Source organism: Aerococcus sp. UMB1112A (genome assembly GCF_030230715.1).
In the GTDB taxonomy this organism is placed as follows: Bacteria; Bacillota; Bacilli; order Lactobacillales; family Aerococcaceae; genus Aerococcus.
This window is the reverse complement of the sequence record NZ_JASPDS010000001.1, coordinates 141,305-158,823: the sequence shown is the minus strand read 5'-3', so window position 1 is coordinate 158,823 and position 17,519 is coordinate 141,305. Positions and strand designations below refer to the sequence as shown.

The following is a 17,519-nucleotide window of genomic DNA, read 5'->3' as shown; positions in this document are numbered from 1 at the left end:
TAATCTCGATCATTATGAAAAAACAACTATTAGCTATGATACTTGCTGGGGGTAAGGGGACCCGCCTCGGTAAATTAACCAAAGAAATTGCCAAACCAGCTGTTCCTTTTGGAGGCAAATACCGTATTATTGATTTTCCTTTGAGTAACTGTGCCAATTCTGGCATCAAAAAAGTGGGGGTCATGACCCAGTATGAACCCTTAGTCCTCAATGACCATATTGGGGTGGGAGTGCCTTGGGACTTAGATTCTAACGAAGGTGGCGCCTATGTCCTCCAACCTTACTCTTCTACGGAAGATGGGGAAAAATGGTTTAGAGGGACAGCCAATGCTATCTACCAAAACATTAGCTTTATCGATAGCCAGAAGCCGGAATATGTCTTAGTCCTGTCGGGGGACCATATCTATAAGATGGACTATGAACGCATGCTAGAAGACCATGTGGCCAACGGGGCAGACTGTACCGTTGCGGTCATTCCGGTGCCCATGGAAGAGGCATCACGCTTTGGGATTATGAATACCGATGACGATGATAAGATTATTGAGTTTGAAGAGAAACCTGAGCATCCCAAGTCGAACCTAGCTTCCATGGGGATCTATATCTTTACTTGGGACAAGCTGCGGGACTATCTCACTTCAGACCCTGAAAAAATGGAAGACTTCGGGAAAGACGTGATTCCAGCCTATCTGGACAATGATGAAGCCCTCTATGCTTACTCTTTTGATGGCTATTGGAAGGATGTGGGGACCATCGAAAGTCTCTGGGAAGCCAATATGGAATTCCTGGACCCTGACCACCCCCTCAATATTCGCTCAAATGACTGGCCTATTTATAGTAAAAATATCGTGTCACCTCCTCAATTATTAACGGAAGAGGCGGAGGTGACGGAATCCATGGTCTGTGATGGAGCCTTCATCCGTGGCCGGGTCAACCGCTCAGTTATTTCACAAGACGTGAAGATTGGCAAAGACAGCCAAGTGGAGAAGTCAATCCTGATGACTGGAGCGCGCGTGGGACAAAATGCCGTGATTAAGTATGCTATTCTCGGGGAAGGCGCCCAAATTGCGGACAATGCCCAAGTGATTGGGACCCCAGAAGAAATTAAAGTCGTCGGCTATGAAGAAGTAGTGGGAGGTAGCGACAATGAAGAAGAATAAATTAAGTGCCATTATTAATATGACTGAAGATGATAACAAGCTAGCTCCGCTGACGGATAGTCGGCCAATTGGCGCCCTGCCTTTTGCCTGCCGCTATCGCCTTCTAGATTTTACCCTGTCGAGCTTGTCACACGCCGATGTGCGCTCAGCAGCTATCTTCATTAATGAAACGGGCCGGTCCGTCTATGACCACATCCGCAGCGGCCAGGCTTGGGACCTGGATACGAATTCAGGCGGGATCTTCACTTATTCGCAGATGAAGCATAAGAAGGCTCTCTATGAAGCGGCCAGCCGGATTGGTGACTTCTATGAAGACCACAAGATCTTTATCGAACGGGCCAATAGCGAGTATGTCTTTATTTCGGGGTCTAAGATCCTATCTAGCGTCAACTTAGTGGACATGCTGGATACTTTTGAAGCGGGCAGCGCCGAAGTGATGCGGATGTATGCTAAGAAGGAAAAGACTTTCGTCGAATATCATCCTGATGAGAATTTATTGACCATCGATGACAAGGGCTATGTGACTGACCTGGCTAAGGAAGGCGTTACGCCAATTGAAGGCGAAACAGTTAACTTCGATATGAACATGACCATCATGCCTGCCAATATCTTGCTTGAAATTATTGACAAGGCCAATGCGGAGAACCTCAATGATAATCTCGACCAAATTATTGAGAAATATCTCCTGGATTATACCGTCCAAGCTTATGAACACAAGGGCTTTGTGGCCAATATTGATTCCGTTAAGGCCTATTATGATACCAGTCTCTCCATGCTGGAAGGGGAAGCCTTCACTAGCCTTTTCCACACTGAGTTGCCGATTATTACCCGGACCCATAATGGGGCTCCAACTTATTACGGCAAAAAGGCTGAGGTTCACAATGCACAGATCGCGACCCATACCGATATCCGAGGTAAGATTTCCCACTCGCAAATTTCACGCAAGGTTGAGGTTCACGAGGGGGCAGAAGTCGAGAATTCTATCCTCTTCCAAGGCTGTGTCATTGAAGAGGGCGCCCGGGTCAAGCATGCCATCCTGGATAAGCGGGTCTATGTTGAGGCCGGGGCTGTGGTCGAAGGAACGCCCGAAGAGCCCCTAGTGGTTGCTAAGAATACACGGATTAAAGCCTAATGCAATAGTTTAAAGGAGACAAAAATGAAAATTTTATTTGCTTCAGCTGAAGCAGCCCCCTTTTTTAAAACAGGGGGCTTGGGCGATGTGTCCTATGCCCTGCCTAAGGCCCTAAAAGCCCAGGGCATTGATGTTCGGGTAGTCTTTCCTTATTACACTCTCATGCCTGAAGAGTATAAGGAGGCTTGTGAAGACCTTTTGAACTTCCAAGTGGAGATGGGCTACCAACGTCAAGCTTATGTAGGGATCAAACGCCTGATTTTAGACGATTTAACCTATTACTTTGTGGATAATTTGGATTATTTCAATCGACCTTCCTTGTATGGTTATGAGGATGACTGTGAACGCTTTGCCTTCTTTGACTTAGCTGTGATTGAAATGATGCAGAAAGTAGACTTTATTCCAAACATTATCCATGTCAATGACTGGCAGACGGCCATGATTCCTGCCCTCCTAGTGGACAAGTACCATTGGCTGGAAGATTACCGCGATATCCGTAAGGTCCTGACCATCCACAATATTCAATTCCAGGGTTGGACGGACAAGGAAGCCCTTTACTCTTATTTCAATACGACGGACGCTACCTTCCACGACAAGGGTTGTGAGCACCATGGCGCGGTTAACTATCTCAAAGGGGGCATTAACTTCTCCGATATTGTGACAACAGTGAGTCCCCGCTATGCTGGTGAGATCCAGACGCCAGAATTCGGTGAGGGATTAGATGCCTGCTTGCGTGACAACCACTTTAAGATTCGAGGGATTATTAACGGTATTGACTATGACTTAAATAATCCGAAAACAGACCCGAATTTAGCGGTGAATTATGACGCTCAGACTGTCCAGTCCGCTAAGCTTAAGAATAAGATCAAGCTCCAGGAGCGAGTTGGACTAGCTAAAGACCCAGACGCAGCTCTATTGGGCCTGGTGTCACGGCTGACACCGCAGAAGGGCATGCAGTTGATCCAAGAGAAGGCGGAAGAGCTCTTGAATACGCGCCGGGTCCAAGTCTTAGTTTTGGGAACGGGGGACGATGAATTTGAACACTCCTTCCGTTACTTTGAACACAAGTATCCAGGCCGCTTTTGTGCCTATATTGACTTTGACATCCACCTGGCCCAACAGATCTATGCGGGTTCTGACCTCTTCTTGATGCCGAGTGCCTTTGAACCCTGTGGCCTGTCCCAGATGATTGCTATGCGCTACGGAACCCTGCCCCTAGTCCATGAGGTGGGGGGCTTGGCCGATACAGTTGAACCCTACAACCACTTTACAGGCGAGGGAACTGGCTTTAGCTTCAACCAATTCAATGGCCGCGACTTCTTGAAGATTCTTAACTATGCGGTTGATGTTTATGAGCATGATAAGAAGGCCTGGCAAGCTTTGATTCAAGAGGCTATGAGCCGCGATTTCAGCTGGCAAGGACCGGCTGAAGATTATATCCAAGTCTACCAATCCTTATTGGAAGCCTAAAATAAAAGGCCCTGCCCCCAGTCAAGTTCTGGGGCAGGGCCTTTGTGTTGGATGATTAACAGCGGTTGATCTGGTAGAGGGTAGAGAGGAAGGCTTTGGCGCCTGCTTTAAGACAGGCTTCGTCGAAGTCGAAGGCATCGTTGTGGTTGCCGGCAGCTAGGGGGCAGGCGAGGACGGCGTAGGTTGCCTGGCCGCCCTGGTCTTGAACGGCTTGCATCATATAGGCGAAGTCATCGGTCGCTCCGCGGTTGGCATATTGGCGGTAGGAATGGTCGAAGTCGGGGACTGCCTTGCTAGCCTGGTAGACCTTTTCGGCGAATTCGCGGCTGGCCTGGGCATTGATGGAGCCGCCGACGATTTCTAGCTCATACTGGCAGTCATAGATCTCACAGGCTGCTCGAATGGAGGTCACCGCCTTGTCATAGAGGTGCTGGTTGACTTCCCGGCTGGGCCCCCGGGTCTCGGCTTCAAAGTAACAGAAGTCGGGAATGACATTGCGTCCGGTTCCACCGTTAATGGTCCCGATATTGAGTCGGCCATTGCCATGGGAATCCTGGAAAAACATGTTCATATTGGCAATGGCTGAGGTGGCTGCGAGAATGGCATTGTGACCAGACTCTGGGGCCAGGCCAGCATGGGCGGACCGACCGTGGATGCTGACATTGAATTTACTGGTGGCGTAGAGGCCGGACCAGTCGCTATAGAATGCCAGCTCATTATCGGGGCTCTTCAGGATATGGCAGGCTAGGAGATAGTCAACATCTTCTAAGACGCCTGCCTCGACCATGGCCCGGGCCCCGCGTGCCCCTTCTTCGGCGATTTGGAAGATAAAGCTAATTTTCCCGCAGAAATCTTCTTGGTAATGGTGGACCAGTTTGGCGAGCACGAGGCCGATTGCTGTATGGCCGTCATGACCGCAGCCGTGCATGGCAGCCGGATTCTTTGACCGGAAGCCGGCTTGGTTAGGGAAGTGGTCGGCTTTCAGAGTTTCATGGAGGTCATTGGCATCGATATCGAAGCGGAAGGCCAGATGGGGTCCCGGTCGACCTGTATCAATTTGGGCGATTGCTCCAGGAAAGCCAGCCATCTGCCGGATAATCTGAGGATCAGCCCCTTGGTCGATGGCGCGGTCCCTGGCTGCTTGGCGACTGGCATAGTCAGGGCGCCCCCAGGCAAAATCGGGATTGACCAGGTCAGGACCGAAGTGGACTGGAATCCCGGCTTCTTCTAGGTAAGTGATGATTTGTGAAGTCGTTCGAAATTCCAACCAGGCTGTCTCCGGATACTGGTGGAAGTCCCGCCTCAGCTGGATCAAGTCCTCCTCCATGTCATCAACTGCCGTAAATAAAGCCTCTAAGTCCCCATTCATTGTTATTCTCCCTTTCTCCTAGCGTTCAAAATATAATACCTCTACCATAGCCTAAAGGCCGTCGAAAAACAATACTTTCCTGAAAAAGCCAATGAAAGATTCTTGTCTAGCAGGAACAGGTATGATATATTATAGAGAAATGAGAAAATTAAACATGAATGAGGTTATGCTGATGAAAGTGATTAAATTTGGTGGAAGCTCGGTGGCTAGTGCTGAGCAGATTAAAAAAATTAAAGATATCATTGTAAGTGACGCTGACCGACGTATCGTGGTCGTTTCGGCTCCTGGTAAGCGTTTTCCAGAAGATACCAAGGTGACCGACCTCTTAATCGACTTAGCTTCTCAGGTGCTTAATGGGAATAAGGGGGTCTCTCATGTCTTTAATCAAATTGTCAACCGTTACAAAGAAATTGCGACGGACCTGGCCATTGATGAGGATATTGTGAGTGAAATTTCCCACAGCCTGCAAGAGCTGATTGAAGGGGACACGACGGAAGAATCTTATTTCATGGACGCTTTGAAAGCCAGCGGGGAAGATAATAGTGCCAAACTCATTGCCGCCTACCTGCGCTCAGAAGGCATTCCTGCCCGCTATATTAGCCCGAAGGAAGCGGGCCTCTACTTATCCGACGAGCCGGGCAATGCCCAAATCTTGCCCGAATCCTATCAAAATCTCTTTGCCTTGAGAGACTATGACGAGATTATTATCTTCCCAGGTTTTTTTGGCTTTACCAAGACTGGCAAGCTGGTGACCTTCTCACGCGGGGGGAGCGATGTGACCGGGGCTATCCTGGCTAATGGGGTCAAGGCGACCTTGTATGAAAACTTTACCGATGTGGATTGTATCTATTCAGCCAGCCCAAGTATTATCGAGAAGCCAGTGCCGATTGAAGACTTAACCTATACCGAAATGCGAGAACTCTCTTACTCTGGCTTCTCTGTTGTCCACGATGAAGCCCTCTATCCTGCTTTTGCGGAAGGGATTCCCGTTGTGGTCAAGAACACGAATAATCCAACAGCGCCAGGGACTAAGATCACCCGGACGCGGTCTGAATCTGAATACCCCCTCGCTGGCGTTGCTAGCAAGTCTGGTTTTGCTTCCATCTACATCAGCAAGTACATGATGAACCGGGAAGTTGGCTTCATCAACCGGGTCCTGGATGTCTTGGAAGATTATAATATCAGTTTGGAACACATTGTTTCGGGGATCGACGACATTGATATTGTCTTCAAGGAAGAAATGATTACTGCTAAACAGTTCCAAGACCTCTTAGTGGAGATCAAGGTCAAGACAGCGGCCGACGTGGTGGAAAAACGGGACAATCTTTGCTTAGTTATGCTGGTGGGGCAAAATATGCGACATAAGATTGGACTGATGGCTCGGGCAACCAAGGCCTTAGGTGAAGCTCAGGTTAATATCGACATGATCAACCAAGGTTCATCCGAGAATTCCATTATGTTTGGTATCAACGAAAATGAAGAAGAACGCGCCGTTGCCGCTATCTATAAGGAATTTTTCGAATCTGATAATAAATAAAGAATTAATTTAACTAGGGAAGCTGAGTCTTCCCTTTTTTAATTTAAACTAAATAGTACATATGAGCATCCGTTGCGCTTTTGAATTTGATCGTTATAGAGCCATGGCACCGGCTCGAGCCAAGGTCTCTCGCCTAGCGAGCTTCAAACGTCTAGTACGGCTAACGCCTACTATACGTAATTCACATCGCTTGCTTGTTCATGGCTAACGATCAAATTCAAAGCTCCCCTACTGCTCATAATTAATTAAAGCTCCTTATCCAATACTAAAAAGGATGGTAGCTTGTATTATTTAAATTCATTGAAATCCATAAAAATATCCCTTTAGAGTAGATTCTGCTTGTAGCATATTTACTCTAAAGGGAAAATTTAATTTCAATCGTTCAATGATAGTTGCTGTGGGCTAATTGAGCCTTATTAAGCTTCAGGTATATTATGCATCGACTCAATCGAATGAAAATAACTTTGCTTATGTTTTAGGAAAACTAAACTCTGCTTAACGAATCCAAGCGAAGTAGATGATAACGACTAATCCCAGGACAATCCGGTACCATCCGAAAGGCTTGAAGTCGTTGCTTTGGATGTAGCGGAGGAGGAGCTTGATAGTGATAACGGAGACCAGGAAGGCAACGACCATGCCCACTGCCAGATAACCGAGCTCTAAGCCGGTGAAGCGGAAGCCTTCAAGGAAGCCTTTGACCAGTTTTAGGAAGCTGGCGCCGAACATGATGGGGATACTCATAAAGAAAGAGAAGTCAGCGGCAACGGGACGGGAAGTGCCCATGATGGTGGCCCCGAGGATTGAAGACCCGGAACGGGAGGTGCCGGGCACTAGGGACAGGCACTGGAAGAGGCCGATTTCAAAGGCCCGTCGGTAGGAGAGTTCGCGCATGCTGTTGACTTGGCTGGTCCGGGTCTTGTTGTAATTTTCTACCAGGATAAAGGCGATACCGTAGATAATTAGAGCCAGGGCCACGACCAACCAGTTCATCAGGTGGGCTTCCATCCAGTCATCGATCAAGAGACCGAGGACGGCGGCAGGGATACAGCCAACCGCTACTTTAAACCAGGTCTCCCAGGTTTCTCGTTTTTCTTCCTTAGTTTTTTGCGGGGAGAAGGGGTTGAGTCGGTTAAAGTAAATCCAAATGACTGCCAAGATAGCGCCGAGCTGGATGACAACGATAAAGATGTCCCAGAATTCGGGGCGGACTTGGAGTTGGACGAATTCCTCCACGAGGATCATATGGCCGGTACTCGAGATGGGCAGCCATTCGGTGATGCCCTCAATCAGGCCAATTAAGATAATTTTTAAGAGTTCAAGCATAGACAGCTTTTCCTTTCTGTGAGTTACTTCTTAGCGCTTAAATAAGCAGCTTCCAATATAACAAAGTTTCGCCTCTACCACGGGCTTCTGACCTAAATTTGAAGAAAATTTAAGAAATACTTTGGACACAGACGACCTGGTCGAGCTGGTAGTCGAAGTCTTTAGCTGTTAGAAGGCCAGTTTCGGGATCGCGGTCGAAGAGGCGCAAGTGGCCATCGTTTTGGTGGGCCACCAGGAGATAGGATTCATCGGGAGATAGGTTGAAGTCCCGAGGAAAGTCGCCCTGGCTGGCAATGACTTGGATGCGGTCCAGGCTTCGACCATCTCTACTCAGGGCAAAGACTGTCAAAGTGTTTTCTCCTCGGTTGGAGCAGTAGAGGAAGCGACCGTCGGAAGAAATCCGGATAGCAGCGCTGGAGTTGAAGGCTTGGGGGGCTTGATCCAGGGTCTGGTAGCGGCCGAGAGCTGTTAGCTGGCTGGTCGTCTCATCGATCTGGACCACATCTACCGTATAAGAGAGTTCGCTCAGGACATAGACATAGGGGAGCGTGGGATGGGCGACCAGGTGGCGGGGGCCTGAGCCGGCTGGGATAGCGAGAGTATCGACCAGCTGGAGCTTGTCTTCCTGGATGCGGTAGCTAAGGACTTCATCCGTCCCTAGGTCGCAGGCTAGGAAGTAGGGGCTGTCCCGGTACTGTTTGAAGTAATGGCAGTGGGGTCGGTCCTGGTTGGGATGGGGCCCTGAGCCGGTGCGCTGGACAATATCCGTTAGCTCGAGTTTGCCATTTGCCTGGACTTTGATTAAGATAAGACTAGCTTGTCGGTAGGAGGCGCAGAGGACATAGTGCTCATCTGTGCTCAGGCTCACATAGCAGGCTGGCTCTTCGAGAAAAGCTAAGCGGTCTGCGAGCTGGTAGCCTTCACCCGTCCAACGGTAGTAGCTAACACCCGGCTCTGACCCTGCATTGGACAGAGTGAAGAGCGACTTCTGGTCGGCTGACAGACAGAAGTAGCAGGGGTCGGCCTCTTCTATGAGGCGATCGACTTTAAGCGGCTGGTCTAAGTTAGGGTCCACGCTCAGGCTGTGGATGCCCGTATTGGAGCCATCGGTATAGGCCCCAAGATAAAATTGGTCCATGTTAATCCACCTTTCATATTAATTTTACTATAAGTTCAGGACCTGGGTTAGGCCAAAAACAAAATATATTGTATACTTAAGCAATAAAAGTAAATTATTCCTAGAGGGGGAGTTCGATGACTGATAAGCGAAACCCAAATGATAAAATGAACCAGTACTGGCAAGAACGAAGCGACCAACTGCAGAAGATTAACTACCATTCCTTCCGGTCTTTCTTGAGCAATCGCTGGCTTCAATTGCTGCTTGTACTCATCTTAATTGCCTTATTCCTATTGATCTTTAGTCGGATTGCCCACTTATTCCATCCCGTCTTAGATTTCGTGAGCGTGATTGCCTTGCCCATTATCTTAGCAGCCATCCTCTATTACCTGACCGTGCCTATCGTCAACCGCTTGGAAAAGCGGGGCGTCAAGCGGCAGTGGGGGGCTATCCTGGTCCTCGTCTTGATGGGGATAGCAGTCTTGATCCTGACCTATCTGACGCCTGTCTTCTTTGCCCAGTCCCAGTCTCTAGTATCCAACTGGGATGAGCTGATCTCAAGCTATGACCAGCCCTTGCAGCGATTCTACCACAATCCCTTGTTTGAAGAAGGGGTCAATCTCTTGAACGACTGGGGGCTCAACTTCATCCAGGGCAATTCCATTAATTGGTCGACGATTTTTAATTCGGCCATTGATTCTATCGGGTCTATTGTGGGCGTCCTGTCCAACTTCATCCTGGCCATTGTAACGGCGCCCTTTATCCTCTTCTACATGTTAAAGGACGGGCCCAAGTTGAAACAAAACCTGGCCTTGGTGGTGCCTAATCCGATTCGCTCGTCGACCATGCAGCTGCTCTTTGAGATGAACCAACAAGTCTCAGCCTATGTGCGTGGGCAGATTATGGTCGGCATCTCGGTAGCCATTATGTTTATGCTGGGCTATTCGATTATTGGCCTTCAGTACGGGATTATTCTCGGTGTCTTGGCGGGCTTCCTAAACTTGATCCCTTACCTGGGTTCTTTCTTAGCCATGATCCCAGCGGTTATTATCGCTCTTGTCCAAGGGCCTATCATGGTGGTCAAAGTCCTCGTCGTCTTCATGATCGAGCAGACCATCGAAGGCCGGGTGATTTCGCCCCACATCCTGGGTTCCAACTTGGACATCCATCCCGTTACCATTATGTTGCTCTTGATCGCTGGGGGGAAACTTTTCGGCATTATCGGGATTATTATTATCATTCCAAGCTACGCCATCCTCAAACTGATCTTTACCTACTTCTTCAAGTGGTACCGCAAAGTTTCAGGGCTCTATGAGGAAGACCTGCTGGCTGAATGGGATTCGGATGAATAAAATCCTCTAAAAAAACTTGTTCTAATTTGAATTGTGCTGGTGAGCATCCGTTTTGCTTTTGAATTTTGGATTTAAATATAAAGGAGGCTGGACAAGTATCCAGCCTCTTTTTAGTGGAAAAAATATTATTGTTTTTTAAAGTCCAGTGGGTAAAGAGATTTTTTATAGGCTTTTATTTTTAGTCCACTTTCCGGGCGAGGTCGATGATGATCTCTGCCAGCTTGGGATTGCGGACGAGGAGGGGGCCGTGGAAGTAGGAGCAGAAGGTGTTCTTGTAGAGGCAGCCTTCTGTTTGGTCCTGGCCGTTATTGCCGAAACCGTTTTTGACTTGGCCCAGGGCTTGGACGCCAGGACCCAGATAGGTGCGGCCGGCGTGATTTTCATAGCCTTTAAGGGTCAGGTCAAAGCGTTCATTGTAGATCTCGATGTCTCCAATCAGACGGTTGGCTTCGGTTTCGGTATAGTAGTCAATCGCTCCTAAGCCTTCCAAACGCTCGTGTTGGGCATTGATATAGTAGTGGCCCAGAAGCTGGAAGCCGCCACAGATGCCCACAAGGACGCCGCCTGATTCAATGTATTGGGTCAGGGGCGCTTTTTTTGTTTGGATATCCTTAGCTACCAAAGATTGTTCATAGTCCTGGCCGCCGCCGAAGAAGACCAGGTCATAGGCTTCGGGATCGAAAGGATCATTGAGGGAGACGAGGTCGGTTTTAACTGCTTCTCCCTTCTCCTTGGCCATATATTGGAGCATGAGGAGGTTGCCATTGTCGCCGTAGGTATTCATCAAGTTGCCGTAGAGATGGCAGATTCTGAGGGTCATGCTTGCATCCGCTCCTTCACATAGCCCTCCGCAGCCAGGGCCCGTCTGAGTTCGAGCATGGCGGTATAGGTGGCTAAGATATAAACTTTCTGTGACTGTGATTCTTTAATGTATTTAATGAGACTGACCGCGTCTTCAACCGGGTCTAGCTGGTCCTTGTCAAAGCCAGCTACTACCAGGCGCTGTTTCAAGTCAGTGGCCCGCATGCCGGCATAGGCGGTGTCTTGAACCTTGTCGAGTTGGGCTAGGTCCTCGAAGTTGCCGTCCCAGATCCAAGAAATGTCTTGGCCATCAGCCGGCTGGTCGTTGAGGATGGAGATGAGGTCAAAATCATCTTTTTCGAGCTTGATCAGTTCAATGATTTGGTTGAGGCCAACGGGGTTCTTGATCAGGTTGATCCGGACCTCTTTGTCTTCAATCTGGATCGTTTCTTGCCGACCGAAGATCCGTTGGGCAGAGGCTAGGCCGCGCTTAATGGTCAAGTGGTCGAGGCCAAAGTGCTTGGCCACGGAATAGGCGGCTAGGGCATTGTAGACATTGTAGAGTCCGGCCACGGGAATGGTGTAGTCCTCGCCGTCAATCGCGAAGCTAGCCTGGTCTGGGGTCAGGTCGTGGATAGCCGTCACCGCATGCTGGAGCTCGGGGCGTTGGAAGCCGCAATTCGGGCAGTAGAAGTCACCCAGATTGGAATAAGTAATCATATGATAGTGGAGGATCTGTTCACATTTAGGGCAGATCACCCCATCGGTATTGTAGTGGGCTAGGAAGTCTTCTTCCTTATTTCCATTAGCGAAGCCGAAGTAGGCTCGTTCATTAGCTGTCTCTTTAGAAGAAAAAATAGGGGCGTCCCCGTTCAAGAGCAGGCGGGCTTGAGGCGTCTTAGCGGCCCCTTCTAAGATCAAGTCGTAAGTGGTATAGATCTCGCCGTAACGGTCCATCTGGTCGCGGAAAATATTGGTCGCAACAATTAATTCAGGTGTCACTTGGGCGGTGACATGGCGCAGGCTGGCCTCATCCACTTCGAGAATAGCAATTTTGTCTTGGCCTGACTTGGTCGAAGCCTGGCTCACGAAGGTCGACGTAATGCCCTGGATCATATTGGACCCAGTAGGATTGGTCAAGACATGGGGGTAGACTTGCTTGAGGATATTGACCGCTAAAGCAGTCGTCACCGTCTTGCCATTGGTTCCTGTAATCAGCACAATGCGGTAGTCCTTAGCTAGCTCCTGTAAGACATCCGGATCGACTTTCTTGGCAATCTTACCAGGCAAACTCGATCCCCCTTTAGTAAAGGTATGGAGCCCCCAGTAAGAAGCCCGGCCAGCCAAAGCCGCCAATTGAGTTTTCAAACGCATGGATAAATTCCTTTCTAATTTAAAGGGTGTGAGAGGATGCGGGAGAAAGGGACCTCTGGAGTAAAAAACCAGAGAAGGCTGAAAGCCTTCGACGGGCTTTTGCGAAGAGGAGCCCTTTATGCATCCTCGAACCCGACTGTAAAGGGTATGAAGGCTGGCGTTTTAGCTTTCCTTCACTGGAACAAGTCAGCAGAGCAGTCTAACAGACTGCGGCGGAGACTTATGAAGTGACAGGAAAGCTGCCAGACCGAACCCAACTAGGGTGTGAACCAGAGCGCTTTGTTCTTACTCCACTTCATCGGGTTTTGGACCCTGTCTGCTCCCTATGATACCATAATTTGAAGGGCCTAAATGTATAAATTTATGCAAACATGTTATAATTTAAGCGTTCGAACTTCCCATCTTCTGCCAAGAACTTGGGGGCAAATATTGACTAAGTGCCGACTGCCAAGTATGATTAATAAGGTATTTATCTGACTAAGTGAATAGTCGGGAAGGAATAGGTGGTATTTTGGCACAATTATATTTTCGCTATGGAGCAATGAACAGTGGGAAATCGATTGAAATTCTCAAGGTGGCCCACAATTATGAAGAACAGGCTAAGCGGGTGATCGTGATGACGAGCGCCGTGGATACCCGGTCCGGCCAGGGCGTGATTGCCAGCCGGGTGGGTCATGAGCGGCCTGCTGTGGCGATTGATGGAACCTTAAATATTTATGACTATGTTGCTCGGGAAAACCAGGCAGAGCGTGTTTTCTGTGTCCTTATCGATGAGAGCCAGTTCTTGAGCGCTGACCATATCGACCAGTGCGCCCAGATCGTCGACGACTTGAATATCCCGGTCATGGCTTTTGGCTTGAAGAATGATTTTCAATACCATCTCTTCACCGGTTCAGAACGGCTCTTGCTAGTGGCGGATAAGATTGAAGAAGTGAAGACCATCTGCTGGTTCTGCGAGAAGAAGGCGATCATGAATATGCGGGTCCATAATGAGGTGCCTTGCTATGATGGCGACCAGGTGCAAATTGGGGGAAATGAATCCTACTATCCCGTTTGCCGTAAACACTACAAGCAACCGCCCATGCAGGACGGTAAGATTGCTAAGCGAGTATAAAAGGAAAAGAGAGTGAAGATTGCATGCTATTAGATCAAATTGATACTTTTATCAACCGTTACCAGGAATTGGCCGAGTTATTGAGCGACCCCGATGTCATCAATGATGCCAAGCGCTTCCGCGACCTATCCAAGGAAGAAGCTGACCTCCGACCTAAAGTTGAGGCCTTCAGACATTATAAGGATGTCGTGGACCAAATTGAAGGGGCCGAAGAAATCCTGGCTGATGAATCAGATGAAGAACTCTTAGAAATGGCCAAGGAAGAACTGAAAGAGCTCAAGGAAGAGCGCGACCAATTAGAAGAAGAAATCCGTGTCCTCATGCTGCCGAGCGATCCTAATGATGACAAGAACATTATCATGGAAATCCGCGGGGCAGCAGGTGGGGATGAGGCCCAGCTCTTTGCGGCTGACCTCTATGAAATGTACTCTCGCTATGCGGAGAGCCAGGGCTGGCGGATCTCCGTGGTCGAAGCCCATAGCAATGACATCGGCGGCTACAAGGAAATTATCCTCCAAATTACTGGCGACAAGGTCTATTCCAAGCTCAAATACGAGAGTGGGGCCCACCGTGTCCAACGGGTACCCAAGACCGAATCCCAGGGCCGGGTCCATACCTCAACAGCGACAGTCGGCGTGATGCCAGAATTGGAAGACCTAGACTTCGAAATCGATGCCAACGATATCCGGACCGACATCTACCATGCCTCAGGGGCTGGGGGCCAGCACGTCAACAAGACGGCTTCCGCTGTCCGTCTGACCCACATTCCAACTGGGATTGTAGTGGCCATGCAAGATCAACGGTCCCAGCAACAGAACCGGGAGAAAGCTATGCTGATCTTACGGTCCCGGGTCTATGAACATGTCCAAGCGGAACAACAGAGTGAATACGACAGCAAGCGGAAGAACCTGGTAGGGACAGGGGACCGGTCGGAACGGATCCGGACCTATAACTACCCCCAAAACCGGGTCACCGACCACCGGATCAACCTGACCATCCAAAAATTGGACCGGATCATGCAAGGTGAACTGGAAGAAATTATCAATGCCCTCATCTTGGCTGACCAGGCTCAGAAATTAGAGGAACTCAATGAACAAAGTATTTAACGGCTCCTACCGAGAAGCTCTCTTAGGGGCTTCTTCTTTTTTAAGCGACCGGGGCTGTGAGGAGGCCATTGCCTACCACTATCTCCTAGGGCTGATGGATTGGGAGCCCAACGACTGGTACCGATACCAATTCCAAAGCATGTCAGTGGAAGACTACGCAGCTTATGAAGCGGGCATCCAGCGTATTGCCAAGGACCATTATCCCTACCAGTATCTTCTGGGGGAGGCCTACTTCTACCGCTACAAGTTTAAGGTGACGCCGGCCACCCTGATTCCCCGCCAGGAGACTGAACTCTTGGTGGACCGGGTGAAAGACTTGCTTGCTAAGGGAGAGCTTCCCCGTCAGGCCCAGGTCGTCGATATTGGAACAGGGACGGGAGCCATTGCCCTGACTCTGAAGAAGGAATGCCCCGACCTGCAAATCACAGCGACTGACCTGTCAGAAGAGGCTTTGGCCGTGGCCAGGGACAATGCCCAAGCCCTTCAAGCAGATATCCAATTGGCCCAGGGCGACCTCTACCAGGCCATCCAGGGGCAGACTTTTGACCTGATCGTGTCCAATCCGCCCTATATTGGTCGCCAGGAGATAGATGAAGTAGCGGAAGATGTCCAGCGCTATGAACCCGACCTAGCGCTCTTTGCTGAAGAAGAGGGCTATGCTATCTACTACCGACTTATCGATGACCTGGATGCCTATCTCAGACCAGGCGGCAGTTTCATCGCAGAAATCGGCTACCGCCAAGGCGACCAGCTCCTAGCTTACTGCCAGACTCACTTGCCGCATAATTACCACTACCGTATTGAAGAAGATTTTGCCGGGCACGACCGCTTTCTGGTGGTGTCCAAGGAAGGAGAGCGAGAAGATGACGGAAATTTATCAGAGTGACCGTATTGACGAAGCGGCCCAGCAATTACGGGATGGCCAACTGGTGGCTTTTCCCACAGAGACGGTCTTTGGTCTCGGCGCCATCGCCAATAACGACCAAGCCGTCCAATCCGTCTACCAAGTCAAAGGACGGCCGAGCGATAATCCCCTGATTGTCCACCTGGCCCACAAGGAAGACCTCTTCGCCTATGTGAGAGACCTGACCCCTGACCAAGTAAGCTGGGTGAAAAAACTCCAGGAGGCTTTCTGGCCAGGTCCTTTGACTCTAATCCTGCCCGTCAAGGAAGGGGTCTTCGCCCCTACAGTGACGGGTGGCTTGGATACGGTAGGGCTCAGGATGCCGGACCATCCCTTGACCCTAGAGTTAATCGAAGCGGTGGGCTTTCCGCTTGTGGGGCCTTCTGCCAACCTGTCAGGGAAGCCTAGTCCGACCAAGCTAGACCATGTCCGCCACGACTTCGACGGGAAGATTGCGGGTATCCTAGCTAGCCAACCCACTCGAATCGGGGTTGAGTCTACGGTCCTCGATCTGTCAGACCCGCGCGGCCTCTTTATCCTGCGCCCAGGCCATATCTCTAGGGGCGAGATCGAGACGGTTCTTGATGGGCCTGAGGTATCTTACCCCGACCAATTAACGGTGGAAGCTGACCAACAACCCAAGGCACCCGGGATGAAGTACCGCCACTACAGCCCCCATGAGACGGTTTATGCCGTGGCGGCTGAGCGGATGGCGGAAGTCATTCAAGCTAATACTGATAAGGCCATCTTCTGCGCCGGACAGGAGGCTAGCTTGGCTGGCCTGCCTCCTGTCGCCCAGACCTATTCCTTGGGCCCAAGCCTGGAGACTGCTACCCAGCGCCTTTTCGACGCCTTGCGGAAAGCCGATGACAGCCAGGATATTGACCTGATCCTCGTGGAATGGATCGACGCGGGCGAAGCCTCAGCAGGCTACCAGAACCGCCTGCTCAAGGCCAGCAGCCAGGTCTTTGCCTAGGCTGAGCTTTTCATCGACTAAACAGCTATTTCTCTTTGCAATTAGCTGAATTAGTGGTAAAGTAAGTAGAGAAGTTTGACTACGAATCTAAATATTGGAGGCAAAAAATGGGAAAATTACACGTGATTGATCATCCATTGGTCCAACATAAGATGACCTTGTTACGGGATAAGAACTTAGGGAGCAAGGGTTTCCGTGAACTTGTCAATGAGATTACGGTCTTCCTCGGCTATGAAGTCACCCGCAGTCTACCACTTGAAGAAGTGGAAGTCGAAACACCAGTTGCTATGACCAAACAAAAAATGATCACCGGTAAAAAAGTCGCTATCGCACCGATCCTGAGAGCTGGTTTGGGTATGGTTGATGGGATCCTCACCCTGGTACCAGCTGCTAAGGTGGGCCATATTGGCATGTTCCGTGATGAAGAAACCTTGGAACCCCAAGAATACTTCTTCAAGATGCCTAATGACATTGAAGAGCGCCAAGTGATTATTGTCGACCCCATGCTCGCAACTGGGGGCTCAGCCCTTATGGCTATCGACTCCTTGGTGAAACGCGATGTGGACCCTGCCCACATTGACTTTGTCTGCCTGGTTTCCGCACCAGAAGGGGTTAAGGCTATTCAAGACAAGTATCCAGAAGTCGACATCTATACAGCCGCTCTGGACGAAAAACTAAATGAACATGGCTATATTGTTCCGGGCCTCGGTGACGCTGGTGACCGTCTCTTCGGGACCCTCTAAGCCAGCCGCATACAAAAATCCAAGTCAGTCCCTCACTAGAAGTG

General features: G+C 49.7%; 15 protein-coding genes. 10 read left to right on the top strand and 5 right to left on the bottom strand.

Translation table 11 applies throughout. The annotated features are described in order from the left end of the window. Positions 1-14: 14 nt before the first annotated feature. From QP860_RS00760 to glgA, 3 genes are read left to right on the top strand one after another with little or no spacing between them, the layout of a single operon-like run. Entirely contained in the window at positions 15-1,157 is a 1,143-nt protein-coding gene (locus QP860_RS00760) for a glucose-1-phosphate adenylyltransferase (protein ID WP_284912035.1), read from the top strand. Next, a complete protein-coding gene (glgD, locus tag QP860_RS00755; RefSeq protein WP_284912034.1) occupies positions 1,144-2,289 on the top strand; it encodes a glucose-1-phosphate adenylyltransferase subunit GlgD in 1,146 nt (381 codons plus the stop codon). Before QP860_RS00760 ends, glgD begins: the two co-directional genes overlap by 14 nt. Positions 2,290-2,313: 24 nt before the next feature. Then, the gene (glgA, locus tag QP860_RS00750; RefSeq protein WP_284912033.1) at positions 2,314-3,759 is read left to right on the top strand and encodes a glycogen synthase GlgA; all 1,446 of its coding nucleotides are present in this window, start codon (positions 2,314-2,316) and stop codon (positions 3,757-3,759) included. A 55-nt stretch (positions 3,760-3,814) separates the two neighbouring features. Here the strand turns inward: glgA and QP860_RS00745 are convergent, their stop codons facing one another. After that, the gene (locus QP860_RS00745) at positions 3,815-5,128 is read right to left on the bottom strand and encodes an amidohydrolase (RefSeq protein ID WP_284912032.1); all 1,314 of its coding nucleotides are present in this window, start codon (positions 5,126-5,128) and stop codon (positions 3,815-3,817) included. Positions 5,129-5,300: 172 nt separating this feature from the next. On the opposite strand from QP860_RS00745, the gene QP860_RS00740 reads away from it, so the two are divergent. After that, entirely contained in the window at positions 5,301-6,665 is a 1,365-nt protein-coding gene (locus QP860_RS00740) for an aspartate kinase (protein ID WP_070617392.1), read from the top strand. Between the two features lie 495 nt (positions 6,666-7,160). Here the strand turns inward: QP860_RS00740 and QP860_RS00735 are convergent, their stop codons facing one another. Next, entirely contained in the window at positions 7,161-7,988 is an 828-nt protein-coding gene (locus QP860_RS00735; RefSeq protein WP_284912031.1) for an undecaprenyl-diphosphate phosphatase, read from the bottom strand. A 109-nt stretch (positions 7,989-8,097) separates the two neighbouring features. After that, on the bottom strand, positions 8,098-9,126 hold the full coding sequence (locus QP860_RS00730) for a lactonase family protein (protein ID WP_284912030.1): 1,029 nt from the start codon (positions 9,124-9,126) through the stop codon (positions 8,098-8,100). Positions 9,127-9,242: 116 nt separating this feature from the next. Between QP860_RS00730 and QP860_RS00725 the strand changes: the two genes are divergently transcribed. Further along, positions 9,243-10,457 carry an AI-2E family transporter gene (locus tag QP860_RS00725; protein ID WP_083294319.1) on the top strand — a complete coding sequence of 405 codons (1,215 nt, stop codon included), beginning with the start codon at positions 9,243-9,245 and terminating at the stop codon, positions 10,455-10,457. Between the two features lie 178 nt (positions 10,458-10,635). Here the strand turns inward: QP860_RS00725 and QP860_RS00720 are convergent, their stop codons facing one another. Further along, positions 10,636-11,277 carry a type 1 glutamine amidotransferase gene (locus QP860_RS00720; RefSeq protein ID WP_070617331.1) on the bottom strand — a complete coding sequence of 214 codons (642 nt, stop codon included), beginning with the start codon at positions 11,275-11,277 and terminating at the stop codon, positions 10,636-10,638. After that, on the bottom strand, positions 11,274-12,632 hold the full coding sequence (locus QP860_RS00715; RefSeq protein ID WP_070617332.1) for a Mur ligase family protein: 1,359 nt from the start codon (positions 12,630-12,632) through the stop codon (positions 11,274-11,276). The genes QP860_RS00720 and QP860_RS00715 overlap by 4 nt, the downstream gene beginning before the upstream one ends. Positions 12,633-13,143: 511 nt before the next feature. Between QP860_RS00715 and QP860_RS00710 the strand changes: the two genes are divergently transcribed. From QP860_RS00710 to upp, 5 genes are all read left to right on the top strand, one after another. Then, positions 13,144-13,746: a thymidine kinase gene (locus tag QP860_RS00710; RefSeq protein WP_284912029.1), complete on the top strand. Its 603-nt coding sequence runs from the start codon at positions 13,144-13,146 to the stop codon at positions 13,744-13,746. Between the two features lie 23 nt (positions 13,747-13,769). Continuing rightward, entirely contained in the window at positions 13,770-14,852 is a 1,083-nt protein-coding gene (gene prfA, locus QP860_RS00705) for a peptide chain release factor 1 (RefSeq protein ID WP_070617339.1), read from the top strand. After that, positions 14,836-15,738, top strand: coding sequence for a peptide chain release factor N(5)-glutamine methyltransferase (gene prmC, locus QP860_RS00700; protein ID WP_070617344.1), 903 nt, complete (start codon positions 14,836-14,838; stop codon positions 15,736-15,738). Before prfA ends, prmC begins: the two co-directional genes overlap by 17 nt. After that, positions 15,716-16,732: an L-threonylcarbamoyladenylate synthase gene (locus QP860_RS00695; protein WP_070617347.1), complete on the top strand. Its 1,017-nt coding sequence runs from the start codon at positions 15,716-15,718 to the stop codon at positions 16,730-16,732. Before prmC ends, QP860_RS00695 begins: the two co-directional genes overlap by 23 nt. A gap of 107 nt (positions 16,733-16,839) precedes the next feature. Then, complete coding sequence (gene upp / locus QP860_RS00690) at positions 16,840-17,475, top strand: uracil phosphoribosyltransferase (protein ID WP_070617351.1); 636 nt, start codon at positions 16,840-16,842, stop codon at positions 17,473-17,475. Positions 17,476-17,519 lie beyond the last annotated feature (44 nt).

What these genes read in the sequence shown, in the direction of transcription:
- QP860_RS00745 (WP_284912032.1), bottom strand. Translation starts at nt 5,128, where the DNA reads ATGAATGGGGACTTAGAGGCTTTATTTACGGCAGTTGATGACATGGAG.
- QP860_RS00760 (WP_284912035.1), top strand. Translation starts at nt 15, where the DNA reads ATGAAAAAACAACTATTAGCTATGATACTTGCTGGGGGTAAGGGGACC.
- QP860_RS00715 (WP_070617332.1), bottom strand. Translation starts at nt 12,632, where the DNA reads ATGCGTTTGAAAACTCAATTGGCGGCTTTGGCTGGCCGGGCTTCTTAC.
- prmC (WP_070617344.1), top strand. Translation starts at nt 14,836, where the DNA reads ATGAACAAAGTATTTAACGGCTCCTACCGAGAAGCTCTCTTAGGGGCT.
- upp (WP_070617351.1), top strand. Translation starts at nt 16,840, where the DNA reads ATGGGAAAATTACACGTGATTGATCATCCATTGGTCCAACATAAGATG.
- QP860_RS00730 (WP_284912030.1), bottom strand. Translation starts at nt 9,126, where the DNA reads ATGGACCAATTTTATCTTGGGGCCTATACCGATGGCTCCAATACGGGC.
- glgD (WP_284912034.1), top strand. Translation starts at nt 1,144, where the DNA reads ATGAAGAAGAATAAATTAAGTGCCATTATTAATATGACTGAAGATGAT.
- QP860_RS00725 (WP_083294319.1), top strand. Translation starts at nt 9,243, where the DNA reads ATGACTGATAAGCGAAACCCAAATGATAAAATGAACCAGTACTGGCAA.
- QP860_RS00740 (WP_070617392.1), top strand. Translation starts at nt 5,301, where the DNA reads ATGAAAGTGATTAAATTTGGTGGAAGCTCGGTGGCTAGTGCTGAGCAG.
- QP860_RS00695 (WP_070617347.1), top strand. Translation starts at nt 15,716, where the DNA reads ATGACGGAAATTTATCAGAGTGACCGTATTGACGAAGCGGCCCAGCAA.
- QP860_RS00735 (WP_284912031.1), bottom strand. Translation starts at nt 7,988, where the DNA reads ATGCTTGAACTCTTAAAAATTATCTTAATTGGCCTGATTGAGGGCATC.
- QP860_RS00720 (WP_070617331.1), bottom strand. Translation starts at nt 11,277, where the DNA reads ATGACCCTCAGAATCTGCCATCTCTACGGCAACTTGATGAATACCTAC.
- prfA (WP_070617339.1), top strand. Translation starts at nt 13,770, where the DNA reads ATGCTATTAGATCAAATTGATACTTTTATCAACCGTTACCAGGAATTG.
- glgA (WP_284912033.1), top strand. Translation starts at nt 2,314, where the DNA reads ATGAAAATTTTATTTGCTTCAGCTGAAGCAGCCCCCTTTTTTAAAACA.